Below are 26,210 nucleotides of genomic sequence, written 5' to 3'. Positions count from 1 at the left end.
TTGGCCCAGTGCCTAGCCTTCGAGACGGGCTAAAGCCCTCCTCAGGCCGAACGGAGTATGGTAAATCTGAGTTCCTTATCCATAACTCACGTTATATAATTAAAACTTTAGCCCCAGGATTTGCTTTTACCCAATTAGCCACATACTCAATATGGTTATTTTTGCCAACAGCAATACAACCATGCGTTGAGCTTGGTAAGTTGTTTACCCAGTTAAACCAACTTGATAACTGAGTTGGACCATGAATCCCCACATCTCTGCCTGTATATCCTGATGCTAATTGCTTGGAAGTGGGGTAGAGAATTGGAATAAAGACTTTAAATTGATTGGATGTTCTTGGATGTGCTAACCCGTATAAACCAATTGGAGTTTTGTTATCACCTGCTTTTTTTTTACCGATGCCTTTGTATCCGAGGGCTATTTTAAAGGTCTTGATTACAGTGCCGTGTTTACAAATATTTAAAGTTTGCGTTGTGGTGTGTACATTGATTCCATTTGATAAAGGGCAAGTCGCAGAACCAGCGAATAATGGAATAGAAAAAAAAATAGAGTTCATTAAGAAAATTGCTTTTATTTTCATACAAATAGACAAATATCATCGTTATTGGCTAATAATTATTCCACAAAGTTAACTTTATTCATAGGGTTAGCAGACGAATCTTCACCAATAGTTATAGGGAGAGAGTCTGCTTGGAGTTAATTCTTTGATTTTATATAATACTCTCCGAAGGAGTTAGACCTCCCCAACACCCCTTGTCGAAGTTTAGGGAAACTCAAATAACCGCATACACAATCTCTATATCAACTTAATAAGCAGCCTTTTATTACCAAGGAGCTGCCAAGCGCTATAAGTCTATTGCCACAGGAAGAATTTCATTCAACCAGGACAAAAAAATTAGTGAGTTGGGCACTGTAAAGCCTTATCTTATGCTGAACATCAGATTATTTGTTACGCTTTCACCATTATAATTTGCAGTGACTGTAAAATTGTAAATTCCTACAGGACTTTCTGAATTGATAACCTGGTTGAATACCCGCATCCCGCTTTCAAATTTTGCAATGGCTTCTGTTTTACCACTAGGCCACGTCAGTGTTGCCATTATTGGCACATTAGGAATCGCTTTATTATTTTCTAAAACAGAAACGGTAATCACTGCATTATAAGGTGTGGCTTGACGATCATAAACTGGCTTATTTGAAGTGATTTTTACTACAACCTCAGGTGAAGCCTGGTAAGTAAATGTTGTTTTCGCCGAGCCACCATTTTGCGTCCAAACCGATGGGGTATAAGTTCCTAGATTTAAACCAACTGTTGGCGTCAACGTGAGCAACGATTCGCGAATATCCCCAGGTAGCATATTGATATTATAGGGTTCCATTAAGGTTTTTAAATAGTAGTTTCCTGAAGCCACTGAAAACCTGAAAACACGAGAAGGGCAAGTTGGTGGGTATTCCTGCCCATCGTGATCAGTCATTATCGCCCTACCGTGATCAGTGATTATCGCTTGATCGTGATCACCGATTATCGCCTGATCGTGATCACTTTTCCCAAAAAACAGGAATAGGTGATCACGATGCCACCACTCCATATGGGGCGTGGCTTTTGCAAGCATTAGCACCGGTTATACTAGTTAGTTTAATCGGAGAGTAAAAATGTCAGCAAAAGGAACATCTATGCGTAAATTGATTCAGATACTGCGTCTTCATTTTGAGTTAAAATTAAGCAGGCGCCAAATAGCAAACAGTCTTAGTGTATCGGTTGGTGTGGTTATCAAATACATCAATCGAGCCCTGGATAAAAATCTTTCATGGCCTCTTCCTGAGGGGATGGACGAGCCAGCTTTACTTGAAATTTTAAAGCCGAAAGCCGCTCATGCCAGCCTAAACAAGGCGCTAGACTTAATAGATTTCGCAAAAACTCACCAAGAATTAAGCCGAAAAGGCGTCACATTACAGTTGCTTTGGGATGAACATCAATCAGAACAAGAAGGCGCTTTAAGCTATTCTCGTTATTGTTACCACTATCGTGCTTATAAGCAAAGCCTAAAACGCTCGTTGCGTCAGACACATAAGGCGGGAGATAAGGTTTTTATTGATTACAGCGGTGTTACGTTCAGTATTATTGATCCTGAAACAAATGACATCAGGGCTGCTGAAATTTTCGTAGGTGTTTTGGGTGCCTCTAAGTATACGTTTGCTGAAGCCACATGGTCTCAGCAACTTCCTGACTTTTTGGGTTCTCAACGCCGGATGTTTGAGTTTTTTGGCGGTGTTCCAGCACTTGTTGTGCCAGATAATCTCCGTTCAGCCATCAGTAAATCATGTCGATATGAGCCTGATACGAATCCAACATACGCACACTTCATTGAGCATTATGGCACAGCTGTACTTCCAGCAAGGCCTTATCGTCCTCAAGACAAAGCATCTGTTGAATCAGGTGTTCAAGTTGCTCAACGTTGGATATTAGCCCGATTACGACATCAAACCTTTGTGGGTCTTAATGAACTCAATGCAGAGATTGCACGGCTATTAACCATAATGAACCAAAAACCATTTCAAAAACTACCTGGATGTCGCGAGTCAGTCTTCATGGAAATGGACAAACCTGTATTAAAACCGTTACCAGCAGATGCCTATTATTACAGGCAGTACAAAGCGTCTCGCGCAGGTATTGATTACCATGTTGTGCTTCAAGGGCATTATTACAGCGTGCCTCATAGGTACTGCGGCCAGCTCATTGATTTATGGTTTAACCAGCATACGGTTGAATGTTATTTTGAAGGAGAGCGCATAGCGATGCATCTGTATTCAAGCATACCAGGTAAACAATCCACGATTTCTCATCACATGCCCAAGAGGCACCGCATACACACCGAGCAATCAAAAGAGAGATATTTACGGTGGGCGAGCGAGATAGGTGCTTGCACACACATGGTCGTAAAAAGAATATTTGATGAAAAACCTCACCCCGAACAGGCTTACCGTTCCTGCCTTGGTATTTTGAAACTAGCGAAACGCTATGGAGAAATCCGTTTAGAGCAAGCCTGCTCCTATGGTGTACACCAGGGGGCATACAGCCGTAAAAGCGTGTTATCCATTCTAGAAAATAACCTTGACCAAGGAGCAAAAATTCATGCATCACGTGACGTGAACCTACATGGATTAACGCATGACAACATTAGGGGCTCTCAGTATTACCACTGAGTCTGTATCAACAATTTTTAATTAAAAAACAAGGAAAAAAATGAACAATGAATCCGTATTAGAACAAATGAGACAACTAAAAATGACGGGCATGCAGGAGGGCTTTCGTGAACAACAAAGCCAACCCAAACACGCCGACTTAAGCTTTGAAGAGAGGTTAAGTCTCTTGTTGGACCGCGAAATACTACGCAGAGACAATAATCGTGTGCAGAGTTTACAGCGGCGAGCAAAACTCAGGCAATCTGCAGCCATTGAAGATGTTTGTTATAAAAATAAGAGGGGTTTGGAAAAGGCAAAAGTGATGGCTCTTGCTAAATGTGACTTTGTTCGTCACCATCAAAATTTACTTATAACCGGACCTACCGGCTGCGGGAAAACATATCTTTCATGCGCTATCGGAAACCAAGCTTGCCGTCTAGGTTATAAAGTTCGCTATTTATTGTTAACGCGATTTTTAGAAGAAATGAGCATCTCACATGCCGATGGAAGCTATGCCAAGTTAATGACGCAATTACACAAGGATGATGTACTGATTCTTGATGACTTTGGATTAACAGCAATCAATGCAGCACAACGCCACGACTTGTTTAATCTTATTGAAGATCGGTATCAGCTAAAATCGACCATTATTACAAGCCAGTTTCCTGTGGCTAAATGGCATGAGTATTTAGGTGAGCCAACCATCGCCGATGCCATACTCGATCGCATCTCTGAAAATGCACATCGAATAGAACTCAACGGAGAGTCCATGAGAAAAAAAGAAATTGCTTCATCGTGATCACTTTGTAATAATCTCACCGCTTGTAAAAACAGCGCAGTAATAGGTGATCACGCTAGGCGATAATCGGTGATCACGTTCGCAGGAATACCCAGTTGGTGTATCATTACTGATAATGTTAACTATATAATTACTGGGAAAATCTCCTGATGAAGTTTTATTTTCAGGGGAAATTGATATTGTTGGGGCATTTAAAACACAAGAGCTTTTGACTTGATAGGTTCCATTGGCAGAGCTTGTGTAAATTCCATTACTTGCTTTGACCGTAAAGCTATAATCACCTAAAGGGGTCGATACAGAAGATGCTATTTCTATATTAGTCGACGATTTTGCCCCAGGAGCAATGGATAGTTCAGATGCAGTTAATTTTCCTGAGAGACCGCCAGGAACTCCCTGAGTCAGGACGAAGTTAGAATTAGGACAAGTGGGTGAATCATTATTGATTACAGCTACAGCATAATTTAGTAGGCCTCCTGCATTACTGCTTTGGAAGGAGGGAGATAAGCTAATTGTAGGATTTGCAGGTTGGCAAATGTCAGCCGGTGCAATAACATTTTCAAATGTAGCCCCATCCATATACCATCGATGTCTTGCAGCACTTGCTGCTAATCCTACATAAATCTCGTTAGCCATAGGAACTGTAGCGGACGATGTTTGTTTCCAGGTGATTCCATCAGGTGAAATAAACCCGGTGAATATGTCCCCTGTCCTTTTAATGCGAAGCCAATAAGGCACAGCGATATTGTCAGTTCGTGATGAACTTGGATAACCACCCACCCTACTCCTGACTTGGAAAGCAGTATATTTAGGAGTCCTTAATGGATACAGTAACTGACTGACCTGTTTCGAGGTCCCATTCAACGTTTCGCGCATCATCAACCCTGCGGAGTCATTAGCTAATGCAAATGCGGTTACTCGAGCAGTTATTTCACCATCTCCTTGCATTTTCTTATAGGTATAATGCAACGAATCACTTTGATTACCGATTCCAGCACCATAGGTAGTCAAAACAAAACGGCCATTCAGATATCCTGCATTCCCTTTATAATTTAGGAATACATCATCGATATCCATGTCTGCCCATACAGCAGGTAACGGAGCCTGGGTTATTGTTGTTTTTAAAACTGCTTCATTCGTAGTATTTTGTCCAATGCCATAAATCACACCATAATTTTTAAGCGCAAAATCATCCACGCCAATAAATCGATCGTATCCTACAAAATCATATCCTATTGTTTCACTGTCAAATGATGAGGTTCTTAATAGCTTATTCCAACCTGTTGCATTAAAAATTAAACTGTTGTCAGGCAAGCGATACCCCATATTGGCGGTAAGCATCGTGTCGTAGTTGACCTTAGTATTAAATGACCAGGTTTCACCATCCCAAACCCGCCATTTGTTTTGAACCATAACTCCTGGTTTGCCGTTACTATCGATGTTAAGCCCGGGCTTCGCTTCTAGAAAATTTTCAGTTCCGGTATCTAAGATGATATCTGCAGAATTAGGTAACCCACTTATACCCCGAATTGGTAATCCGGCAATAACCGTGTCATTGGCTCGCTTCCATGTCATGCCGCCGTCTTCAGATTTGGCAAATAATAATCGATTAGCCCCATTTAAGGTTCGCACAGTATTGCCAGTAAGCGCAAAATACATATTATTCGATTTATCAAATTTAAATACAGGTTGGTAGTTTTGAAATTGACTGTTGTTATAGCCTGAATACTCCCAGTATAGGACGGGAAATATATAGGTAATATTAGATTCGTTAACTGGGGCAATGTCACCTATAGCAGTCCACATTTCATCTGTTGGGCTATATTTATAAAGGCCAACACCCATCTGTCCAAAATTAGTAGACGATCTGAAAGCCTGAACATGTGAAGAATAGAACAGCTCCCCCTTATTATCAGTAAAAAAGCGCCCCATCATCCAGCCGCTGCCCCGCATAGCCCGATCAAAAGTATCCCCCATAAAGCTAAATTTACCGGTGATATCCTCTGCTTTATTAGAGCGCCAGTATAAAATTTTCTTTTTTTGGTATCGTGCTGGATAGGGTGTTATAACGCTGGAGGTCATATCTGTATAATTATGCATATCACCTGTGACATGAACGTAACCCAGTTTATCTACACCTAAGGAAAAACGATGGTGACCATCTTTTTGTACTACATAATCAGGATTCTCGTCTAAGGGTACAGTTGTAACTTTACCGTTCTTTATTTGGGTGATTTGGGCACGATAATCAGGATCGACCCACACCAGATAGGTACTTTCTTTGAAATGCCAAACTTGGCTATATGTTTCATCAGATTTAAAACCAGGAGCCTGCTTAAAATTGAATTCTTCAATGGTAGTTAGTATCGTGTTATCAGCAGAGACAATGGAGCTTAAAGACAACATGCATAAAGTCAGAAAAAAAAGCGATATAAAAAATCTATAAATTAGTGACACCAGAATATCCTTATAGTCGATTATAAAATTGGTAGTGAACTACCTAAGTGTTGGTCGGCAGGTGATTGTCATCAAGAACTATCCATGTGACATGATAAGAACCTAGTTAAATGGTTATTTTCATAAGTAACTCAATGAGAAAGCGAATATACGCTTTATTTCAGTCATTGCAAATGATTATTGTCTTGTTAGGGTTTATCAAAATTATCAGACTTCGTGTAATTTATGCTATCGTATTCACACGCCTTTCACAATACGCATGTTTTATAGGCTATAGGGTAAACAACATTATACAAAAGAGAGAACTATGGTGGACGTCATTAATCTAAATAAAAAAAGAAAGACTAAAATTCGTTTGGAAAAAGAAAAAAAAGCTTCGGAAAATCGCATTAAATTCGGGCGGACGAATCAAGAAAAGCAAATAGAGAAACAAGACAGTGAACGTAATGAACGGTATCTGGATGGGCACAAATTGGAAAAAACAGAGAAAAATATAGAGTAAGGCTTTTAATGAAATTACTGTCGTTCAGGTCCATATAACCCACTAATCCGGGGTCTTTCTTGAAGCCTTATACATAAAGCCTCTATGTTAACCATTTCTTTTGCTAAATTTTTCTTATCTGTATCATCTGCACGCTGGGAATAGACATTAATAAGATCATCCGCACACAAGCGCTTTGTCAGTAATACTGGATACGGTGAGTACTTGGCAGCTAAATCTGATTTAAAAAATTGCGCGGAGTGAGTAACGCCAAGCGGGATGAGCATTTTATGCCATGCAATATCAGGGGTGAATTTTTTTCGTAACTGCAATCAATTGAGTAAAGTAAAACCTAAAGATGACGATTTGTATTAACGGAACAACCAAACTGTACTGTTAATACCTCTTCCAGAGTCACTGGCGCTATTCGGCTCTCCTGCTTCTCTGGCGTTGTTACACTGAATGGCACAGCAATCGAATTTAATAGATTAGCTAAATGCTCTGTATGTGTATTTCCACTAACGATAATAAATGTTTTATTATTATCACTTTGATGATGTAGTGTGCTCCATAAATCCATAATTAAAGTGGCATCAAAATGATAAATTTCATATAAATAATATATTTCCAACCATGCAATTATTATTTGAAAAGATTTAGTCTGTTTCATTCTTTCAATGCAAATATCAATAATTGAATCTGATTCTGCTCCATGTCCACCTACCAAACAATGTTCTTTTTGTAAATTTCTTACCTTATCGAGTGCTATATCAAGATTTTTAATACAGGTTTTTACATACTCACTTAATTGTAAATTAAGTGGCGTAATTTGCATTTCTAATTGAATTAAACGGGCTATTTCTAAATTTAATAAACTAAATAAATCTGAGAAGCTTAAATTTTTATTATAACCTTCAGCCAACTCATGAAGTATGTCGATAAACTTGGGATCATCAAAATAGGAGGCTTTAGAAGAAGGAAGATCTGATAAGGTTTTAAAATAGAAAAATAGATCAGTAAACTCTTCATTATAATGACGTTTATCAGCATGTGTAACTTTCATATCGGGAGAAACAAGGGATAGAATACTATCCATAAAGCTTAATTGGTCTGAGACATTTTTTTCATCACTTTCAATGCTCTCTAGAAAAATCGCTACGTTACCGTACTTGCTAATGAACTGATTTAAAACTTCAATATATTCATTAGCTAATTTCCTGGTCATTGTTTCATGAATTTCACCAAGTAAAACAATTCTAGCATCATGGTAGGTAAATTGATAACAACTACACAGGCCACCCAAGGTAAACATTTTTCCAATGTTTTGTTCTTCTCCAAAAAATTTAGTAGTGTGCATTTCAATAACTCTTGTTTCAATCTAAAATAGGATATGATTTTAAATTATACTATTTATTTATATTTATTACTACTAGTTCTTTTAAATATCACGCCCATCTCAATCTCATTGCTCAGATTGTCTGTAATGATTAAACATATAGGTAAAGATAATAATATCTTGTTACTATGATCGTCTGTTGATTTCATAAGATAATATATGACTGATATCATTTTTATTGGTGCAGGACCTATAGGCCTTTTAGGCGCGATTGAATTAAAACTACAATGCCCGGAAAAAGAAATTCTCATGTTTGAAAAATATGAGGTTCCTTCGCGTAATCACGCAATGTATGTTGAACAAACATCCTTTGCTGGAATGGATAGAAGCAACGGCTTTGGGAATATTCTTGATAGCATTTCGTCCAAAGTTATAATTAGTGATTTGGAAAAAACACTAAGGGAATATGCAGCAACAATTGGTATTAAAATTCGATACCAGGAGATTAAAGATTTTAGCGAACTAAAAAACCAATTCCCCCATACTAATTATTTTGTAGGGAGTGGTGGTTTGCGAGGCATTGTCCACCCGCAAATTTTTAATAATGAGAATCAGATTAATGAACCTTTGCGTTATGCTGTTGAAGTTAAATATAAAGCATCAGGTGCAACTCGTTCGCTTAATAAAGTCACTGAACTTCCCGGGGTACTTGCTTATACCAAACATCTGGTTTCCGAATATGTAGGACGTTTAAAAGAGGGGCATACACCCGTTTCACTGAGAATTTTTATCGATGAACCAACTTATCAAGCGATGAAAAAAGCAACATTCAAAACTCCCTATACCCTTGGTGATACCAATAAAATTCCACCTCAATTATTTAGGACCATTGATACTTATATAAAAGGAAGACAATATCTGGCTGCAGAAAAAATTGAAGAGAATAGTTTGAAAATTTCTACCATTACCTTATCTATTTATGCCAGCAGGGTTTTTTGCAAGAAGGTGGATGGAAGAGCATTCTTTCAAATTGGAGAAGAGGCCTTTGCTTGCCCATTTTACCGAAGCTTTAATGATAATGCCTCCTGCATTCCTTCCTTCGCTAAAGCAATGAAGGCTCTGTTTAAAAACACCAATGTTGAGTCTAGCAAAATCAACTCCAGCTCATTATTTAGCATTTCCACTAACGAAGACCCTCTAGAATATTATCAACATAAAGTGCAACGATTAGTGAATAGTGAAATCCGAACTATTTATTTATTAAGCTCGGGTATAGAGATGATCGAAACTTCAGTTGATTCAGTGCAATCTGCACCTAAAATCTCAGGTTCTGGTTTGAAATTAAAAAGAAGAGGTAAATCCTTCATTGACGAGGTAAATAAAGAATATGGTGATGAAAGGAAAGAGAACCCTGCACCCTCCTCATTTTGCACTCTTATGTAAATAGGCGAGTAATTCTTTCTTGATTTTCACTATTTGTTCATTACATTAGAGCCTTACCTAGAAACAAATGCACCATGGGTAAATCTTATTCAACCCAGTAACTCTCTGAATTGATAAGATGACTAAGAGGCTACTCACAGAGATGGTGAGTCGACCGAGGGAACTTCCCCCTCAGCCGCTCGCAGAACCGGACATGATACTCTCGCATCATCCGGCTCCCATTAAGTCAACGCACCGAACATACCTTCGCGCCAATGAATGAACAGCGTAGGCATTTCTTTATGGATTCGTTCCATTAGTTTGCCTGCTTTGGTTCTGCTGTTCCCCAATGATTTATACTTCTTCTTTGCCCAGGCCAACAACATATTGTTGACGCACCGCCAAACTCGATACATAGCGGATCGTGAGTATTTTCCATAATACGCAAGCCATCCCCTTAGCATCGGGTTGATGAAGTCAGCCAGTTCTTGAAGACTCAAGGAAGTGTTATTTCTCCAGCTGCCCCTCCGCAGTTTCAATGTCATTGCCTTCACGGCCTTTAATGATACCACCGGAGTGAAGCCAATGAAGAAACTGTTTCTTGACTTGACTTTGACTCGTCTTGCTTTGAACGTATAGCCTAGAAAGTCGAATGATTTATTTCCATATCGTCCTTTCCGTGCTCCGTCTTTGCAATAGATAATCTTTGTCTTGTCAGGGTGAATTTCAAGACCACGAGACTTAAATCGATCATCAATCTCTTTTAGCATTTCCTCTGCTTCTCGCTGTGTCCGGCAATGGGCAAGCCCATCGTCGGCATACCGACACCATGGAGACTCCGGGTGATGTTTTGTCATCCAGTGATCAAATGCATAGTGCAGAAACAGATTACTTAATAGAGGACTGATCACGCCGCCCTGCGGCGTGCCGGCCGTTCTCGGCAGGCATATTCCTTGTGGATCATGAATTGGTGCAGTTAACCATCTTTCCACATACAGCACTATCCATTTGTCGCTGATGTGATGCTTCACTGCTTTCATGAGAAGTTCATGGGATAAATTGTCAAACAGACCTTTTATGTCAAATTCAACGACCCAGTCATAATCCCAGCACCGTTTCCTTGTAACGCCTATCGCATCTAAGGCGGATTTATTAGGCCTATATCCATAGGAGTCGTTCAAAAAGTGCGGTTCAAGAAGCGGCTCCATCATTAATTTCACCGTCATTTGCGCAATTCTGTCCGTCACTGTAGGTATACCTAATTTTCTCACACCGCCTTGTTTCTTAGGAATAGCTACTTCTTTCACCGCTGGTGGAAAGTAGCTTCCTGAACTCATGCGATTCCATAGCTTATACAAGTTGCCCTTGAGGTCTTGGCTAAACTCATCAATGGATTGATTATCAATACCAGCAGAGCCAGCATTGGCTCGCACCAATTTATAAGCTTGCCAGACAAGTTGTTTTGGTATGTTAAATGGTTTTGTTGTCACTAATATGTCATCCTGCTTCCAGTTGTACATTAATGCTAACGACTTAACGCAACCCCTTCGCTCCATCACCATTACAGTGACTTCAACACTAATACGAGTTGCTCCGCCCCAATGTATTGCATCAGTACTATCAGCCTCATTGTTTCTGCAATTTGACCTTTCCCTTGGCATCAATACATTGGTTCCCGCAGTTCCATAGAAAAGCCCGAAAACAGACTCACGCCACCTACACGCCGGACACCATTTATGCAGCACCCAAGTTCGCTCATAAACTCTTCCCGGAAGTACGACCTTGCCCCCGGTTTCGATGTCAATATCACGCGCTATCGACGCGTCATCAGTGGTTCATTTACATTCGTCTTTCTGTTCCACACCTGCCAGATCTATTCTGACTTTTCTTCATCGCTCATGACCTATGCTCTTAACATACGCCACATGAAGTGGTTTCAAGCCCGCTCTTGGTCGCTTGCTTCGGCGGGACTACCGCCATCTTTTCTATAGCTTCTATGCTTCGAGGTAAATTCGTTCCTTAAATTCACGTTCTGTGCATCTACGGCACACAGTCGCTGTCGCGAAATGATTTGGGCAAGTTTGAGGAATAAAAATCGAAGGAATTTTTTTGATTTTAAATCATGAACAAAGTATCATAATTAAGAGTAATTTTTCAATACTCACTAACGCCAAGTAAAAATATAGGATTGCTGATGCAGGGAATGAACTATCGATTAGATATCAAAAAAGGATTGCTGGTAAGGTCCAATGACGGGACGATTGCCAGCAATCAGCAATCAGCAATCAGCAATCAGCAATAGCTTTTTCCTTATTTTCAATGTCCTCTATTATTTTTTATTGTGTGTATTTCCTTTGTTCAGGGTTCTTGCCTATCCTTTTGCTCAGTTTTTATTCAGCGATGCGTATTAGTCCATTTATTCGCTTGTTATTGAAATCGATTGCCGCTGCCTGTTGTTTAAGTCCATTTAATAAATCATTTGTATTATACAAGGAACGTTTATGAAGCATCGCTTAGTTCTTTCTCTCATCACGGCAGGAGTGCTGGGAAGTACAGCCTCAGCTGGCACTATGGGGCCTGTCATGGCCATCAAAGACTGGACCTGGGTAGGCTCTGTGAGCGCAGGCCCGGTTTGGGCTCGTGGTGGGGAGACTCAGACTTTTTATTTGGCTCCGGAAATTGAAAAGACGTATGCGGCCAGAAAATCGACCAATGCATTAGCATCAGGTGAGCTGTTTGTGGGGATACAAAAGTCATTATCCTCCCAGTGGTTGGGTCAATTGGGACTGGCAGTGACCACCACCGGCAGTGCCCATCTTCAGGGCATTATCTGGGATGATGCCGACCCTCAATTTGATAATTACAGCTACCAATATAAAGTACGCAACACGCGCATAGCGGCAAAAGGAAAACTTCTGCTTGATAAAGGCTATTGGCTCATGCCCTGGGTGAGCGCGAGCCTTGGCGTTGGTTTTAACCGCACTCATGAATTCACCAACACACCCTTGATTTTTGAAGCCTTACCCAATGCCAATTTTACAGACCACACAAAAACCGCATTGACCTACACGCTGGGGGCTGGCGTGCAAAAGTCGCTCAATGACCACTGGCAGGTAGGGGTTGGATATGAGTTTGCCGACTGGGGTAAAAGCGAACTGGGTCGCGCTTTTGGGCAGACTATGAATTCAGGATTAGCACTCAATCACCTTTACACCAATGGGGTGTTGGTCAATCTTACTTACGTGGCATAAGGATAAAAATCATGCTAGAGAAAACAAAGACATTTTTCAGCAATGCAATACTGACCGTTTTATTCTCCTGTCTGACGCTTGCAAGTGCGCAGGCGGCGAAGCCCTTATGGACGTTTGTGCCGCAAACACCAACCGAGATTACCGTAGCTAAAGGGGGCAGTGCACAGGTGATTTACACGGTACAAAATCAGTCCTCGAGAGCCAAAAACCTGGTGATGAAACCCATTGCAGGGGTGATTCAGGGCGCACCCTGCCAGTTTCCAGCTAAAGGAAGTTGTACGCTGACGCTCAATATCAATGGCTCTGCCCTGCTGGGCGATGTATTGGGCGGCCCTGTTTTATGCCAACAGGGCAATGACCTGCAGTGTTACCAGCCGAGTTCAGCCAATATCCTGCGTATTCACCTGGCAACGCCGCCACCGGTGCAGCAATTCACCGTGGCACCATCGGCGGGTGCGAATGGCTCCATTTCCCCCACAACAGCACAGGTGGTCAATGCTGGCAGCAGCCTGACGTTTACGGCAACACCCAATACCGGTTTCGGAGTCAATCAGTGGCTGCTGGATGGCAATGTGGTACAAAATGGTGGCACGAGCTTCCAGTTGAACAATATCCAGGCTAATCATGCTATAGAGGTAACCTTTAATCAGACAACCCTGTCTCCTCTCACGCAAAACTTGGCTTTGTCAATTAACAATCCAGGAGCAGACCCAGCCCTTTCTGGCACTGCGCGCATCATTCGAATAGAAAATACGGGCTCAATACCAGCAAACAACGTACAGGTGAGTACATCCGGATTTCCTGCTGGAACGTCAATTACCAGTAATGCCTGTATGGGCACACTGAATAACGGAGCCACCTGCGACATCACCATCACCCCAGGCATTAATGCCAGTTTGGATTCTTTAAGCTCTGCCTGCACTACTGCGCCAGGAACTGCGCCTGTACCAACAACGGTCACAGTAACTGCAGATAATGCGCCATCTACGGACGTTAATGTCTTGGTGTTAGGATACGGTTGTATTTATCAAGGGGGTTTTTTGTTTTCTGTGGATAATGCCACACCCAGCACACAAAGCATTGGTGGGAAAGTGGCCGCATTAACGGATGAAGAAGAAAGTCCAGCAGACTTTTTTTTCCAATGGGCAACATTATTCGATAATACGGCAGCGGACAGTATCACGGATGGATTAAGTAACACCAATGCGCTTGAAACCCCTGTAGGTCAATATCCGGCAGCGCAGGCCTGTCGAAACAAGAGTGAACAGGGGTTTACTGACTGGTTCATGCCGGCGATTTGCGAGTTGGGACGATATTCCAATCCACCAGGAGGAACTGATGCGGGTTGTGGCACTACCAATCCCAACTTATATACAACGTTGCATACGAATGGTTTAGGCGGTTTTGCCGGTGACTTCTACTGGAGTTCTACCGGGTTTTCCGGCTTTCCTACGGACTTCGCCTGGCTCCAGGTCTTCAGCAGTGGCGTCCAGGACGGCGGCAGTAAGAACTTCGGTCTTCGGGTTAGGTGTGTTCGGGCTTTTACCCCTTAAACCCTTTATCCCTTTTCTTTTGAGGCAGCGAAGCTGCCTCTTATAAAACCGCATAGCGGTCGGACTTAATTTTTATGGTTTAATGATGGCGCTATATACCGAGTTGCCGGTTTATCGGGACGCATACCTTTTGACACTAAAGGTGTTTGAGATAACAAAAGATTTTCCAAGGGAGTACAAATACACACTGGGCCAGGATATGAAGCGTGACGCCCTTCATTTGCTTCGTTGTATTTACCGAGCAAACAAGAATCAAAACAGAGTAGAGCACTTAGAGGTGTTTTTAGATGAGTTGGAGTTATTGAAACTAGAAATTCGCCTGTGTGTCGAGATGAAACTGGTATCACTTAAAAAGCAGGCATTATTAAGTGAGCTTTTAGATCGCATAGGCAAACAGGTGACCGGCTGGCGTAATGCCAGTCGATAAAGCCAGAATCATGAGAGCTACGGCGTTCATGAGCGAGCATGCTTTTGTTTAAAAGCGATAAAGGGACTGACTTGGCAGTTGATTCGCGTCTGCACAAGACGCCTTGTACAGACCAAAACACCTTTATTAATTGTTTAGGCGGTTTTGCCGGTGACAACTACTGGAGTTCTACCGAGTTTTCCGGCAATCCTACGAACAACGCCTGGAACCAGAACTTCAACAATGGCAACCAGAACGACGACAATAAGAACAACAATCTTCGGGTTAGGTGTGTTCGGGGTTTTAAACAAAGTAAAGTCACAATCGGCGTGGGCTTTTAACAAGTCCACGCTACCCTATTAGAATGAGACTATTGATAGAAAAGGAACAGAGCCGTATGAACTATGGTGCGTCATTGGAATCCTTATTTCAAGCCTATTTTGACTGCCGCAAGAACAAGCGCAACACCATGAATGCGCTCCGCTTTGAAACGGATTATGAAAGCAATCTCATTGCTTTGCGAGATGAACTCAATTCTAGCACCTGGAACCCTGGGCGCTCGATTGCTTTTGTGATTGATAGGCCTGTGAAACGCGAAATCTTTGCTGCTGATTTTCGTGACCGTGTGGTGCATCACTGGTTAATCAATCAATTGAATCCTCTGTTTGAGAAAGCCTTTATTTATGATAGCTATGCGAGCCGCAAGGGACGAGGCGCGCACATGGGCATTGCGCGTGCCGACGAATTTATCCGCAAATGCTCTTTAAATTACCAAAGAGACTCCTATGTGCTGAAGCTCGATATCTTAAGTTTTTTCATCCGCATTAACCGCCATATTCTCTGGGAGAAACTTCGCTGTTTTATCGAGACCCATTATAACCAGCCCGACAAGGGATTAATCCTGGAGGTCGCCTGCAAAGTCATTCAAAATGAACCAACCAGCCACTGCTTTATCAAGGGGAAACGACGCGACTGGCAGGGTTTTCCCAAAGACAAGAGCCTTTTTTATGCCAGGTCTCACTGCGGGCTACCGATTGGCAATCTCACCAGCCAGGTATTTGCCAATTTCTATTTAAATCCCTTTGACCATTTCATCAAACACGATTTGGGTGTGCGTTTCTATGGTCGTTACGTCGATGATTTTATTCTGGTGCATGAAGATAATGCATTTTTAAAATCACTCATACCCCGAATGGAGCAGTTTTTGCAAAAAGAGCTCGAACTTGAGCTTCATCCGCGTAAACGATACCTGCAGCACTACTGCAAAGGCGTCCCGTTTCTTGGAGTGATGCTCAAACCACACTGCATCCATGCCGGACGTCGCATCAAAGGGAATTTTTATGAGGCCATCCAGCGCCATAACCAGGTTGTTAAAGACCATAAACCCACCAAAGAAGAGCAGATGGCTTTTTTATGCTCCATCAACTCTTATCTTGGGATTTTAAGTCATTACCAGACCTACCGCCTACGAAAAGGCATGCTTAAAAAGCACTTATCCATCTGGTGGTGGAATCTGATGTTTTTCAGTAACAGATGTGCCAAATTAGTAGCGAAGCAAAGAACAGTACGATAAAGAGGGTGTAAGCAAACAATGAGCTTGGATGTGAATGGCTTTGATGAGCCGGTTACAGGAGGCACCGCTACCATTACAGTCGGTAATGACCATCGCCTGGTTAAGCTGGCTCAGAAACTCCCCTGGGATGAGATGCTGCAATTAGTATTGCCTGATTTACAGCGCACGGAGAAGAAACATTGGTGGATGGGCAGACCCTTGCGAATCCGTATTCATTTAGGGGTTTATGTCTTACAGCAGATGTTTAATTTAACCGATAGGTTTGCTGAGCAGCAGGTACGTGATAATGCCGCCTTCCGTCTGTTTTGTGGTTATGGTCTCATCAAGAAATGGCATGCGCCAGACCATACCAAAATCGAGACGTTTCGTTCTCGATTAAGCCCTGAAAAACAACGACGGCTTGCCAATTTGATAGCGCAACAAGCGGTTAAACTGAATTATGCTAATCCTACGGAGCTCGATATTGACTCTACTGTGCAAGAAGCTAATATAGCCTATCCCGCAATCGCTAATTTATTGATTAAAGTTGCTGTCCTTGCGTCAAAAGTTGGAAAAGGACTGAATCAATTGTGTTCTGGTGGCATGAAACAGTACTGCGTTGGACTAAGCAATTTAAAACAAATCGCGCTGTATTATTTTAATTTGAAACGTAAAGATGTTGGTGGGGGTATATTATCCGTGGTACTTCAGCGATTATGGCGTGAAACGTATGCTGATGTACTGCCTATCTTAAATGATTTATATTTGTTTGGTGCTAAGTTAGCATCGGGTAAATATTGGGCGCTTCGCCGTTCTGTCGAGACGCTGAGCTGGCGCGGGACTATGTTATTACAGAATGTACATGGTTATCTTTTTGAAGGTATTATCAATACATCGATCTCTTCATTGCATGCTTATGAAGTCGGCTGTTTTAACAAAGGTAAATTAAATAAAGGAGTGCAGTTTGGCCGCGTCTATCAATTAGGACGTATTGGAGGTAATTTTCTTTTTGTTGGCGAATGCACGTCTACTTATATGCCAGATGCTCAGTCTTTACCGCTGATGCTCAATACACATGAGCATCTTTTTGGAAAGGGGTTGCTGGCATCTGTGGCGACAGATAAAGGGTATTATTCACTGAGCAACGAACAGCTATTGATTGAAAAAGGCGTCCTTGAAATTCAATTACCCCGTCCTGATAGGACGCTCAATGCGGCTCGTGAAACAACACCATGGCCAATTCGGCAATTATTGCATCATCGACGCGCTGGTATTGAGCCTTTGATTGGCCACACGAAACACGGAGGTCAATTGGGTAGAAGCCGTATGAAATCTGATGAAACCACCAAAAGCGCTGGTTATGCTGCTGTATTTGGGTTCAATTTAAGGCAACTTACTCGTTATCTTTCAGGCGAGGTACGTCCAGAAATTGATAAAATGACTAATATTGCAGCAAATAATGCAAATAGCACCTATAAAACGGTTATACAAGGGGCGTGATTGAGCTGGCTGGGTTCGATCTGATTTAAGTTACATGTTGGTGCGTCAAATCAAGTCTCATCGATTATTTATCGAGCAAATCATTTCGCGACAGCGACAAGTTATCCACAAATTATGTGCATATCTTTGTGAATAGCCTGTATAACTACGTGTATAAGAGACCGAGTTGACCTGTTGTAGTAGTTATCAACTTCAGGACAGCCCCAATTCAAAGGCTATAAAAATTCACTAAGAATTTTGCTGGTAATTAATGATTAACTGTTTTAAATTATTCAGGTTTTAACAATAATAATTAAAATGGAATGATTTACGAAATTATGAAAAAAATAACCCTTATCTCCCTATTCTCAGCCTTATCCTGTAGTGCTTTTATCCATGCCGGCGGTATGGGAGAGCAGTCTTTTTCCAATGCTGGTTTTATATCATTGGAAGGTGGTTACACCATGAATACCATTGATAATTATAATTTTAATATCGTTGGCTTCAATCAGGCTTTCTCATCGATCAAAAGCACCCAGCATTATACCGGGATTTTGTCAGCTGGTATGCTTTTTATGATGGATGACCTATTTGCCGTGACTAGTGAATTAGGTTGGGGCTATTATGGCCGGACTACTCTTGATCCTGCCTTTGTAGGATTTGGCAACTTGACTATTGAACATACTTTGACTGGTTTTGATGCACTCATAGGTATTGCCTACATTCAACCTAGCTATAGCCTTTTCTTAAAGGGTGGCGCTTTAATACAAAACATGCAAATTAAAACCAGCGTTGAGTCATATGACCCAACTTTTCCTCTGGCAAATGGTTTCACCTCAAAGATCAACCATACTGCGGCACTTCCTGAAATAAAAATAGGTGCTTCCTACAATTTTGATACGAATTGGTCACTAACTGGAGCTTATATTTTTGCTATGGGCTCCACGCCCCAATCCACTGGCTTCCTTGACGAGACGACCTTTACCAGCAATTTAACCAGTAACAATCTGAACCCGACAATAAATGCCTTGGTATTGGGTATTCAGTATACTTGTTAACCTAATATAAAACATACATCATCAAATAGACAACAAGTGACGTAAGACAAGTTATCAGTTCAAAATCCGGTGATCTCACTTCACCGGATTTTATATTGTTGATCCCAGGAAATAGATAAAACATACTGTCTACATGCCATTTGTAGTACCGGTGCCATTCCCTGAGCCAGTGCTTGTGAAACCACCTAAACCATTCGCAGTACCTGAGCCATTACCTGAGCCTGTGCTATTGAATCCACCCAGGCCATTCGCAGTACCTGACCCATTACCTGAGCCAGTACTATTGAAACCACCCAAGCCATTCGCAGTACCTGAGCCATTACCAGATGCTGTACTATTATCAGCCGCTATCTGAAAGGTGGCAGCCCCCCCTTTATTAATATCGTTTGCATTTGCAGAGGGTAAAGCAATGAGAGCTATTAAAAATAAAACTAATTTTTTCATATTGCGCTCCTCTTTTACTATTATGTATAGTATAAGAATAGTCAATTTTGAGGAGACAATCAGGGTAATCCTGGAATTTAATCTAAAGAGAATGTATCAAGTTGCTAAACAGATTAGGCCAAAGCTAAATTTTACTTCCCACTCATATAGCTCAGCTCCTATGGCGTCATGATCCACTCATGGTTCCAACCGATTGTTCAATTTTTTTTTGACTAGCTTATCAAATAAAATACGTTTTTCTTCCGGTAATTCAGCACGGCGCAGTACCATCATTTCCTCTACAGTGCCTTGCACACAATTTGATGTCAAACGATCAACAATTAAAATTCCATTTAAATGATCGATTTCATGCTGAATAACCCGGGCATAAAACCCCCGTTCTACCTGCTGATGATAATGACCTGATTCATCAAAGTAGTTCAGTGTAATTTCATCTAATCGGGGCACCTTACCTGCTCTATTCGGCACAGAATAACAGGCTTCAAAATCGTATCGAATGGCAGTATCTGGAGCAGCTTCATAGGAGGGGTTAATCATCACATGCATAGGGTATGGAGCAACATGCTCTCTTAGAAGTGCCGCGTCCTCTGGGATGTAGATGGCCAAAATCTGTTTCGGTTGATTAACCTGAGGGGCTGCAAGCCCTACCCCATTTAATTCAAATAATTTATATCTCATCTGCTCAATCAAATCACGATCAGATTGACTGAGAGGAAATTGAACTGGCTGGGCTGGCATTTTTAAAACAGGGAGATACTCAGGTTGAGCCAAATTTACTATAGTTAAGGCTGATACAGTTGAGTTGCTCATCAAAATACCTAATATTAAATAAAATAAACGCTTCAAAATCCAATCGACTTATTAATTTAGCTTATAAAAGAATCTGGAATTATCGCTTTATTGGAGATTACCAAACTCCAATATTAGGCGCTGACATCCATGGCTCTTGTTTAGGCAATGGCTCTCCCTTTTGCAACAACTCAACAGAAATATTATCCGGGGAGCGGATAAACGCCATATGACCGTCTCGAGGAGGCCTGTTTATCACCACACCTGAAGTTTTTAAACGTTGACAGGTTTCATAAATATTATCCACGCAAAAGGCTAAATGACCAAAATTACGACCCTCAAAATATTGTTCATGATCCCAATTAAAAGTTAACTCAATCATTGGCCCTTTTGAACGTTTTACTTGCTCGATATCATCTGGAGCAGCCAAAAATATTAAAGTAAAACGTCCTTGCTCATTTTCAATTCGCTTTACTTCAATCAATCCCAATTTGTTACAATAAAAATCAAGAGAGGCTTCAACATTGGTAATTCTGACCATTGTATGTAAGTAATTCATAGATTTTCCCTAATAATTGAACATTAACCGTCTAAATTACCCTAAATTAGAATTTGTATCTATACTGTAATAGGATTTAACTTAACTAAGGAAAGTATCATGAAAAAAAGTCTTCTATGGATCGTTGCGGTTACCTTCTCTCTCTTACTTGGTCAAGCAGCATTTGCATCCAAGCATTGCGGTGAAGGCATGAAGAGAATGATTGAAAATCTAAAAATTGATGCAACCCAGAAAGCTAAAATCATGCCTGTTTTGGATCAATTAAAAACAACCATGCAAGCAAACTGGAACCAGATAAAAGATTTGAGGATGCAAATTAATCAGCAAATTCAATCTGATAGCATGGATCAAGGCACAGTCGATGGTTTAATTGACAAGAAAACAAAATTAATGGGCGATATGATGAGGGCAAAAGTTGATGCAAAACATCAAATATATATGATTCTTAATCCACAACAGAAAACTGCCTATCAAAATATGGTAAAAAAATGGCAAGACAAAATGGCAACTAAAGCCGAACGTTGCAAGGACGAAGTCGAAGACAAAGATCAAGACTAAGCCCTGATTTAATTAAAACCTCACAGGTAGAGAAGTGTCTCTACCTGTATTCCCTCCACATGTAATATCATCACATTTCAGTTATTAAACCCCGTCCTTGCGACTCAGCAGATTCAAATAAAGTCAATCAATCTCCATTAGCTCAGATACTGAGGGTTTGTTTCTCTTTGAAGTCACCGGCATCTTCATCTGGCGTGGTAACCTGAGTTTCTTCTGAACCAGCGGATTTCGATAAAAGCATACTCGATTTTATTTTGATGATACGTAAAATCTTATCCGAGATAGCATCCAGATTAGACCCATTTTTTTTAGATTCTATTAGATATTTTACTATATTCTCCCAAGGTAGCTTCTCAATCTCTTCCACATTGGATGATGATTTTTTAGATAACTCGAGATATTTAACCATTTTATCCCAAGGCATGTGCTCAAGATAAGTACTAACTGCACTAGTCCAATCTTTGTTTAGATAGATGTCATTATCAGTACTTTTAACTTTGGCTATGTAAGGAACAAGCCCAATTTCTGTATCCGCAGCTAACAAATCAATTACTTTACGTACAATTTGATGGGCAAACTTTTTACATATTATATCGGATATAGCATGTTTTTTCTCATGGATCTGATTCGCTTTCGAAAGAAAGGATCTAACAATACCGCAAAGCGAAGAATACTCGCCAATGCTTCTTGTTTTATCGGCAAGCTGAGAACGCAAGTCATTGGTTAATAGAGTACAGTTTCGCTCAACTTCACCTGCTTTAATTAAAAGTGATTCCAGGTTGCCAACCAATTTCCCGATACGCTGCACAGCCTCAGTGTCTTTTGTGAGGTGCTTCTTAAACGAGATCAACATCTGAGTCGCTTCAGCAGTCAGGGAGTCTGTAGAACCTAATTCTAATGGAAAAGACTCATCAAATAGAACCATCCAGTCCATCATCATCAAGCGGGCTCGAGATTTTCGTATTTCATAATTTGCAAAATCATAACGTGACTTATTACCATGAAACTTACACTGTCGGATTTCTTCAGTTAAGAGCTCGTATTCAGTTGGCTCCTTATTCTCGACTTTAGCCAATTATGCAGCCAAAGCCAGTTGATAAATCAATAAGTTAGCAGTTTTTTCGGTTATTTTTAAAGAATCCGTATTATTTTCGTAATTTTTAGACATTGAAAAATACATCTTCACCCAGATTGATCTTCTTATGGCTGTAATAATGTCGACTAAGGTGAGCTCGCCCTTTTTGTCATACCATGATGTAGTTTCTTGCACTAACAATTTTTTAGTTTCATGCATTTTAATGGCAACCAGTACCAATATCGAAAGTAGTCCCATAAGCAGAGGGGTAGTTCTTGCAATAGCCTTATCTGACCACTGACGCTGTGTTTCAATGCCTAAGTGGGCACGGGTTTCTTCAAAGGTAACTTCAATGTTCCAGCGTAAAACAAACCACTCAATAATTTGTGTCGGTGAATTTTCCGTATTGGTGCTGAAAAATGTCTCCGCCTCATTCTTACCATCGGGTGTTTTAACAAGCACTATGCGTAGCCTTATTGGTGGAACGCCTGCATGATACCATAGGCATTCAAAGGTTAAGCACTCAATAGTTTTTTGTTCACCACCATACCACTTTACCTGAAGTGTATCCCATGTCTTAGTATCTACTAGTAATTCCTTGAGCCGGATACGCTGTCCTTTAATTTGATTTCTTCCACGCTTTCCCGCTGGCTTGACCTCAGGAAATTCAAATAACTGCGCATCCATTCGTACTCTGGATATGAGTGTTGCACCATTTTTTATACAGACTTTTGCAAGGGCCATACAAGCATAGGCGCCATCACCAACCAAAATCCAAGGGGTACGGTGCAACCATCGGCTGACACAACGCACCATTTGTATGGTCCAGTCTATCGATGTTTTGTGTCTTTTTCCTGAGGCCTCATCTGACTTTTTTGATGGTGAAAGGATAACCATAAAAGGCAAAGCCCATGGTCTTTTACACCAAGGAAGCGGTACTATCAAGGTCATGCATTCCCATTTCAAACCAAAACAAATAACCACCCGTGATTGGCTGGACGCAACAGCATCACGGTATGCTCCTTTGGCTTTGATGTTCTTTCCGCGTCGGCGCTCCAGTGTTTCATCAACAGCAACAATCTTGGGCCATGATTCAGGAAGCAGTGTGATTAAAAGACCAAATAAAATTTTGCTGGCAGTTAAACCACTCCATTGTGTACGACTCAATACACGATGATATTTTGAGAAATTTTTAACCTCGCTTAAGCCCATAACACGTAAAATACTCGTAATACGCCTTGCCCCTCGACAAAGGATGGCACCAATGAAAAGCGTATTGATATTGTTCCAGGTAGGACGTGTAAATAAAGGTGCAAAAGCAGCTAAAACGGATATAATCTCGGGTGTCATTGTTGAGCAACTCCTTGTACCTTATTGTTTTTGCGAACATCAAGATACTCGCTTTATCCGCTTTAGCAATTTTTTTAAATAGGAGTCATCCCGCTCTTGGCCTCACACCACGAACATACAGAACAAAAATCAACATGAAACGATGGAGTATTGCCGACATGGTGAATATTGGCCGCAAGTTGTTCGCCAAAATTCACAAACAAAAACATCATGCAAACCCTAATCACGACGTGCATTTCATGGCACGAGAAATAGATGATTGGCTGGTGCGGGGTGTTGAATCCATGGTGAATGGCAGCTATACACCGCGCCATCTTAAGCGCCATTATTTTCCAGATGAAATGGTTGATCAGCTGCATTTATCGGACAGGATTTTCCAAAATATTTTGCTCAAACAAATAAAACCTACCTTCCCTTACGTGATGAACCCCAATTGCTACCATCTTCATGGACCAAGTGGTGTACGGCTTGCCACGCGGCGTATCCGGCAAGTGCTTTTGGAAAAAAAACCACAATACATCATCCGCGCTGACATCAAATCGTTTTACAAGTCCATCCCGCATCACCAATTGATTCAAGATATCAAAAAGCACTATAACGATCTCAATGTCCAATCCATGCTAGAACAAATTATTATCAATCCCATTGAAACCCCTCGCGGATATAAAAATCCCGATCAGGGAATTGCGCTACGTGGGCCGCTGTCTCAGTTTTTTAGTGGCATTTATTTAAAGCCATTGGATGATGCCTTCAATTCGATGGATGTAACCTATATCCGGTATCAGGATGACATTCTTATTCTGTGCCAAACCAGCCGTCAGCTTAACCGTTGCAAACAGCGCATGATGGAGGTGTTGCATGAAAGACGGCTCAGTTTATCGCGCAAAAAGACACGCATAGGCAACATTGAGAAAGGATTCCACTTTCTCGGAATACACTATCCTGGGACGCAAACCCAGGATAACACCCATGTGATACAGGCAAATGATAGAGCAGTTATCCCGGCGGGTACTGCGCAAAATCTAACCTCATTGTGGGGGGGGGTACAGAGATTGCAATTAATCATCAAACGCCTGGGCTTGACACTATTGTCCCGCACGCAAGGACGTTACGAAAAGCACGAGAGCAGATTAATCTTATGGTCAAAGATGGGGTGTCTCCCAAAAAGATCAGAAGGTACCTACATCTCTGGGTCATGTGGTGGGTAAGAACAACAGAAAGTTGGCAGTACCAGGAGCTACTTGAATGGTTTTTAAATGTGTGCTGGGATTTTAGCCCGGCGGCCTATGCCGCCGGTCTGCTCACGCACGCCATTAAAAAATACGGTTATCAATCTCAAGCCCAGGTTTTGTCGGCTCCAGGTTTTTACGCGACTGCGTGAGATCTAATGTTCTTACTTCATCAAGGCGGATTATAGCCGCCAAATCATCCGGCGCCGCCGAAAGCGTCCAACCCCCACGGCCCCGCCGCGCCCACCCCACGCCCCGCCCTAATTAATGCAAAATCAACCGCAAGCCCGGAAGAATCAGAAATAACCAAGGGGAACCACGATTCGCCTTTGTTTGTATTATAATTGTGGAACGCTAACTTACGGGGTAATTTGTCCTCATTAAACTGAGGTGTTGGGTCAAACGAGCGGTCTTTACGGCAATATTCATTAGCCACATGGACTGGAACATCGCGCTGCTCTTTTCCAACCTCCATCCATGCCGCCTTCATGGCGTCACAATTCTGGGAGCTCTCCCAGTTATCATAACCATCAATATAATTGTTCAGTGCTGTTTTGAGTGGGGTTAAGTCAAAATGCTTTGAATTCTTAACCTCGACCCCATGTTGCTTATAGGTTAACCCATTGCTCTCTATCGCTTCGCAGCGCTTTAGCATCGCCGCTTTTGTATTCTCGTCCATATGCGATTCAAGCATCCGGCACATATGCTTGTCCTTTGCCCAATAAGCGTATTCATACGCTGAAATATTGGTAAAGGTTCGACCTGAATAGTCGGTCACTGTGCCTCGTTCAAGTAATAACTCCTGGAGCTGGTGGGGATTTTTTTTCCTTATTGTAAATATTTTTTCTGCATGGTCTTGCTTTCCATGAGCCACAAACTCCAGGAATTTGGATAAAATGGCAGGGGGTTGAAATAAGGTTCGGGTATGTTTATCTAATATAGCATTCGTTTTGGCTTTTATCGAAGGTAGGTGACCCGAAATTTCCTTTCCTATCTCTGAAGGTAAATCGTAGATTGATTTTTTCATACCCATTCTCTCTTAATAATAATTCACATATTATAACCAGTATCACAAAAAAAGTACATAGTGAATTTATATTTATCATTTCGAATTCCATGCTATGGTTGAGGCGAGGTGAGTAGAATTGGGTTCGATATATTGCTTGAGGTTTTAAATTATCTCATAGCAGGTTTTGGAAAATGGCCAAAGTCCAGATAATGGGTAATAATTT

26 protein-coding genes are annotated in these 26,210 nt (G+C 41.3%); 14 read left to right on the top strand and 12 right to left on the bottom strand.

The window, feature by feature from the left end; all coding sequences use genetic code 11:
* Positions 1-91 precede the first annotated feature (91 nt).
* Both HRS36_RS05580 and HRS36_RS05575 read right to left on the bottom strand, forming a co-directional pair.
* On the bottom strand, positions 92-580 hold the full coding sequence (locus HRS36_RS05580) for a L,D-transpeptidase family protein (protein WP_173236541.1): 489 nt from the start codon (positions 578-580) through the stop codon (positions 92-94).
* Between the two features lie 340 nt (positions 581-920).
* Complete coding sequence (locus HRS36_RS05575) at positions 921-1,613, bottom strand: hypothetical protein (protein ID WP_173236540.1); 693 nt, start codon at positions 1,611-1,613, stop codon at positions 921-923.
* Between the two features lie 40 nt (positions 1,614-1,653).
* Here HRS36_RS05575 and istA point away from each other — a divergent pair, with 40 nt between their 5' ends.
* Positions 1,654-3,204: an IS21 family transposase gene (gene istA, locus HRS36_RS05570; RefSeq protein ID WP_173236263.1), complete on the top strand. Its 1,551-nt coding sequence runs from the start codon at positions 1,654-1,656 to the stop codon at positions 3,202-3,204.
* Between the two features lie 40 nt (positions 3,205-3,244).
* Entirely contained in the window at positions 3,245-3,982 is a 738-nt protein-coding gene (gene istB / locus HRS36_RS05565; RefSeq protein WP_173236264.1) for an IS21-like element helper ATPase IstB, read from the top strand.
* Here istB and HRS36_RS05560 read toward each other — a convergent pair whose 3' ends face one another.
* Positions 3,983-6,385 carry a BNR-4 repeat-containing protein gene (locus HRS36_RS05560; protein ID WP_173236539.1) on the bottom strand — a complete coding sequence of 801 codons (2,403 nt, stop codon included), beginning with the start codon at positions 6,383-6,385 and terminating at the stop codon, positions 3,983-3,985.
* A gap of 358 nt (positions 6,386-6,743) precedes the next feature.
* Here HRS36_RS05560 and HRS36_RS05555 point away from each other — a divergent pair, with 358 nt between their 5' ends.
* Positions 6,744-6,938 (top strand): DUF4169 family protein, encoded by a 195-nt coding sequence (locus HRS36_RS05555; RefSeq protein ID WP_173236538.1) that lies wholly within the window; start codon positions 6,744-6,746, stop codon positions 6,936-6,938.
* A gap of 14 nt (positions 6,939-6,952) precedes the next feature.
* Here the strand turns inward: HRS36_RS05555 and HRS36_RS05550 are convergent, their stop codons facing one another.
* Both HRS36_RS05550 and HRS36_RS05545 read right to left on the bottom strand, forming a co-directional pair.
* A complete protein-coding gene (locus HRS36_RS05550; RefSeq protein WP_173236537.1) occupies positions 6,953-7,249 on the bottom strand; it encodes a hypothetical protein in 297 nt (98 codons plus the stop codon).
* A 20-nt stretch (positions 7,250-7,269) separates the two neighbouring features.
* Positions 7,270-8,274 (bottom strand): hypothetical protein, encoded by a 1,005-nt coding sequence (locus tag HRS36_RS05545; RefSeq protein WP_173236536.1) that lies wholly within the window; start codon positions 8,272-8,274, stop codon positions 7,270-7,272.
* A 288-nt stretch (positions 8,275-8,562) separates the two neighbouring features.
* Between HRS36_RS05545 and HRS36_RS18620 the strand changes: the two genes are divergently transcribed.
* Positions 8,563-9,696 carry a hypothetical protein gene (locus HRS36_RS18620; RefSeq protein ID WP_226905585.1) on the top strand — a complete coding sequence of 378 codons (1,134 nt, stop codon included), beginning with the start codon at positions 8,563-8,565 and terminating at the stop codon, positions 9,694-9,696.
* Between the two features lie 221 nt (positions 9,697-9,917).
* On the opposite strand, the gene ltrA is transcribed toward HRS36_RS18620, so the two are convergent.
* The gene (ltrA, locus tag HRS36_RS05530) at positions 9,918-11,336 is read right to left on the bottom strand and encodes a group II intron reverse transcriptase/maturase (protein ID WP_226905451.1); all 1,419 of its coding nucleotides are present in this window, start codon (positions 11,334-11,336) and stop codon (positions 9,918-9,920) included.
* Positions 11,337-12,176: 840 nt separating this feature from the next.
* Here ltrA and HRS36_RS05525 point away from each other — a divergent pair.
* The 7 genes from HRS36_RS05525 to HRS36_RS05495 all read left to right on the top strand — a co-directional run bounded on the left by HRS36_RS05525 (position 12,177) and on the right by HRS36_RS05495 (position 18,974).
* Positions 12,177-12,926 carry an outer membrane protein gene (locus HRS36_RS05525; protein ID WP_173235454.1) on the top strand — a complete coding sequence of 250 codons (750 nt, stop codon included), beginning with the start codon at positions 12,177-12,179 and terminating at the stop codon, positions 12,924-12,926.
* 323 nt (positions 12,927-13,249) lie between these two features.
* Positions 13,250-14,479 (top strand): DUF1566 domain-containing protein, encoded by a 1,230-nt coding sequence (locus HRS36_RS05520; protein WP_226905584.1) that lies wholly within the window; start codon positions 13,250-13,252, stop codon positions 14,477-14,479.
* 82 nt (positions 14,480-14,561) lie between these two features.
* Entirely contained in the window at positions 14,562-14,906 is a 345-nt protein-coding gene (locus HRS36_RS05515) for a four helix bundle protein (RefSeq protein ID WP_338033693.1), read from the top strand.
* A gap of 38 nt (positions 14,907-14,944) precedes the next feature.
* The gene (locus HRS36_RS05510; RefSeq protein ID WP_173235465.1) at positions 14,945-15,226 is read left to right on the top strand and encodes an Lcl domain-containing protein; all 282 of its coding nucleotides are present in this window, start codon (positions 14,945-14,947) and stop codon (positions 15,224-15,226) included.
* Between the two features lie 32 nt (positions 15,227-15,258).
* A complete protein-coding gene (locus HRS36_RS05505) occupies positions 15,259-16,458 on the top strand; it encodes an RNA-directed DNA polymerase (protein WP_226905453.1) in 1,200 nt (399 codons plus the stop codon).
* Positions 16,459-16,476: 18 nt separating this feature from the next.
* Positions 16,477-17,937: a transposase gene (locus HRS36_RS05500; protein ID WP_173235467.1), complete on the top strand. Its 1,461-nt coding sequence runs from the start codon at positions 16,477-16,479 to the stop codon at positions 17,935-17,937.
* 317 nt (positions 17,938-18,254) lie between these two features.
* The gene (locus tag HRS36_RS05495) at positions 18,255-18,974 is read left to right on the top strand and encodes a hypothetical protein (protein ID WP_173236533.1); all 720 of its coding nucleotides are present in this window, start codon (positions 18,255-18,257) and stop codon (positions 18,972-18,974) included.
* 129 nt (positions 18,975-19,103) lie between these two features.
* Here HRS36_RS05495 and HRS36_RS05490 read toward each other — a convergent pair whose 3' ends face one another.
* The 3 genes from HRS36_RS05490 to HRS36_RS05480 all read right to left on the bottom strand — a co-directional run bounded on the left by HRS36_RS05490 (position 19,104) and on the right by HRS36_RS05480 (position 20,766).
* A complete protein-coding gene (locus tag HRS36_RS05490; protein WP_173236532.1) occupies positions 19,104-19,418 on the bottom strand; it encodes a hypothetical protein in 315 nt (104 codons plus the stop codon).
* Positions 19,419-19,595: 177 nt separating this feature from the next.
* Entirely contained in the window at positions 19,596-20,228 is a 633-nt protein-coding gene (locus HRS36_RS05485) for a peptide deformylase (RefSeq protein ID WP_173236531.1), read from the bottom strand.
* Positions 20,229-20,325: 97 nt separating this feature from the next.
* On the bottom strand, positions 20,326-20,766 hold the full coding sequence (locus HRS36_RS05480) for a VOC family protein (RefSeq protein WP_173236530.1): 441 nt from the start codon (positions 20,764-20,766) through the stop codon (positions 20,326-20,328).
* Between the two features lie 99 nt (positions 20,767-20,865).
* On the opposite strand from HRS36_RS05480, the gene HRS36_RS05475 reads away from it, so the two are divergent.
* Complete coding sequence (locus tag HRS36_RS05475; RefSeq protein WP_173236529.1) at positions 20,866-21,324, top strand: Spy/CpxP family protein refolding chaperone; 459 nt, start codon at positions 20,866-20,868, stop codon at positions 21,322-21,324.
* Positions 21,325-21,466: 142 nt separating this feature from the next.
* On the opposite strand, the gene HRS36_RS05470 is transcribed toward HRS36_RS05475, so the two are convergent.
* Together HRS36_RS05470 and HRS36_RS05465 are read right to left on the bottom strand one after the other, a co-directional pair.
* A complete protein-coding gene (locus HRS36_RS05470) occupies positions 21,467-22,399 on the bottom strand; it encodes a hypothetical protein (protein WP_173236528.1) in 933 nt (310 codons plus the stop codon).
* Positions 22,400-23,749, bottom strand: a complete 1,350-nt coding sequence (locus HRS36_RS05465) for an IS701 family transposase (RefSeq protein ID WP_173235460.1) — start codon at positions 23,747-23,749, stop codon at positions 22,400-22,402.
* A 134-nt stretch (positions 23,750-23,883) separates the two neighbouring features.
* On the opposite strand from HRS36_RS05465, the gene HRS36_RS05460 reads away from it, so the two are divergent.
* Together HRS36_RS05460 and HRS36_RS05455 are read left to right on the top strand one after the other, a co-directional pair.
* Positions 23,884-24,957, top strand: coding sequence for a reverse transcriptase/maturase family protein (locus HRS36_RS05460; RefSeq protein WP_173235461.1), 1,074 nt, complete (start codon positions 23,884-23,886; stop codon positions 24,955-24,957).
* Entirely contained in the window at positions 24,945-25,130 is a 186-nt protein-coding gene (locus HRS36_RS05455; RefSeq protein ID WP_173235382.1) for a hypothetical protein, read from the top strand. The genes HRS36_RS05460 and HRS36_RS05455 overlap by 13 nt, the downstream gene beginning before the upstream one ends.
* Before the next feature lie 44 nt (positions 25,131-25,174).
* Here HRS36_RS05455 and HRS36_RS05450 read toward each other — a convergent pair whose 3' ends face one another.
* Positions 25,175-26,005: a hypothetical protein gene (locus HRS36_RS05450; protein ID WP_173235463.1), complete on the bottom strand. Its 831-nt coding sequence runs from the start codon at positions 26,003-26,005 to the stop codon at positions 25,175-25,177.
* Between the last annotated feature and the right edge of the window lie 205 nt (positions 26,006-26,210).

Origin of the sequence: Legionella antarctica (assembly GCF_011764505.1) — a bacterium.
Classification (GTDB): Bacteria; Pseudomonadota; Gammaproteobacteria; order Legionellales; family Legionellaceae; genus Legionella; species Legionella antarctica.
Note: the sequence above shows the minus strand (reverse complement) of the source record. Positions and strands in the feature narration are given on the sequence as shown.

What these genes read in the sequence shown, in the direction of transcription:
- HRS36_RS05580 (WP_173236541.1), bottom strand. Translation starts at nt 580, where the DNA reads ATGAAAATAAAAGCAATTTTCTTAATGAACTCTATTTTTTTTTCTATT.
- HRS36_RS05575 (WP_173236540.1), bottom strand. Translation starts at nt 1,613, where the DNA reads ATGCTTGCAAAAGCCACGCCCCATATGGAGTGGTGGCATCGTGATCAC.
- istA (WP_173236263.1), top strand. Translation starts at nt 1,654, where the DNA reads ATGTCAGCAAAAGGAACATCTATGCGTAAATTGATTCAGATACTGCGT.
- istB (WP_173236264.1), top strand. Translation starts at nt 3,245, where the DNA reads ATGAACAATGAATCCGTATTAGAACAAATGAGACAACTAAAAATGACG.
- HRS36_RS05560 (WP_173236539.1), bottom strand. Translation starts at nt 6,385, where the DNA reads ATGTTGTCTTTAAGCTCCATTGTCTCTGCTGATAACACGATACTAACT.
- HRS36_RS05555 (WP_173236538.1), top strand. Translation starts at nt 6,744, where the DNA reads ATGGTGGACGTCATTAATCTAAATAAAAAAAGAAAGACTAAAATTCGT.
- HRS36_RS05545 (WP_173236536.1), bottom strand. Translation starts at nt 8,274, where the DNA reads ATGCACACTACTAAATTTTTTGGAGAAGAACAAAACATTGGAAAAATG.
- HRS36_RS18620 (WP_226905585.1), top strand. Translation starts at nt 8,563, where the DNA reads ATGTTTGAAAAATATGAGGTTCCTTCGCGTAATCACGCAATGTATGTT.
- ltrA (WP_226905451.1), bottom strand. Translation starts at nt 11,336, where the DNA reads ATGCCAAGGGAAAGGTCAAATTGCAGAAACAATGAGGCTGATAGTACT.
- HRS36_RS05525 (WP_173235454.1), top strand. Translation starts at nt 12,177, where the DNA reads ATGAAGCATCGCTTAGTTCTTTCTCTCATCACGGCAGGAGTGCTGGGA.
- HRS36_RS05515 (WP_338033693.1), top strand. Translation starts at nt 14,562, where the DNA reads ATGATGGCGCTATATACCGAGTTGCCGGTTTATCGGGACGCATACCTT.
- HRS36_RS05510 (WP_173235465.1), top strand. Translation starts at nt 14,945, where the DNA reads ATGCTTTTGTTTAAAAGCGATAAAGGGACTGACTTGGCAGTTGATTCG.
- HRS36_RS05500 (WP_173235467.1), top strand. Translation starts at nt 16,477, where the DNA reads ATGAGCTTGGATGTGAATGGCTTTGATGAGCCGGTTACAGGAGGCACC.
- HRS36_RS05495 (WP_173236533.1), top strand. Translation starts at nt 18,255, where the DNA reads ATGAAAAAAATAACCCTTATCTCCCTATTCTCAGCCTTATCCTGTAGT.
- HRS36_RS05490 (WP_173236532.1), bottom strand. Translation starts at nt 19,418, where the DNA reads ATGAAAAAATTAGTTTTATTTTTAATAGCTCTCATTGCTTTACCCTCT.
- HRS36_RS05485 (WP_173236531.1), bottom strand. Translation starts at nt 20,228, where the DNA reads ATGAGCAACTCAACTGTATCAGCCTTAACTATAGTAAATTTGGCTCAA.
- HRS36_RS05480 (WP_173236530.1), bottom strand. Translation starts at nt 20,766, where the DNA reads ATGAATTACTTACATACAATGGTCAGAATTACCAATGTTGAAGCCTCT.
- HRS36_RS05475 (WP_173236529.1), top strand. Translation starts at nt 20,866, where the DNA reads ATGAAAAAAAGTCTTCTATGGATCGTTGCGGTTACCTTCTCTCTCTTA.
- HRS36_RS05465 (WP_173235460.1), bottom strand. Translation starts at nt 23,749, where the DNA reads ATGACACCCGAGATTATATCCGTTTTAGCTGCTTTTGCACCTTTATTT.
- HRS36_RS05460 (WP_173235461.1), top strand. Translation starts at nt 23,884, where the DNA reads ATGAAACGATGGAGTATTGCCGACATGGTGAATATTGGCCGCAAGTTG.
- HRS36_RS05455 (WP_173235382.1), top strand. Translation starts at nt 24,945, where the DNA reads ATGTGGTGGGTAAGAACAACAGAAAGTTGGCAGTACCAGGAGCTACTT.
- HRS36_RS05450 (WP_173235463.1), bottom strand. Translation starts at nt 26,005, where the DNA reads ATGAAAAAATCAATCTACGATTTACCTTCAGAGATAGGAAAGGAAATT.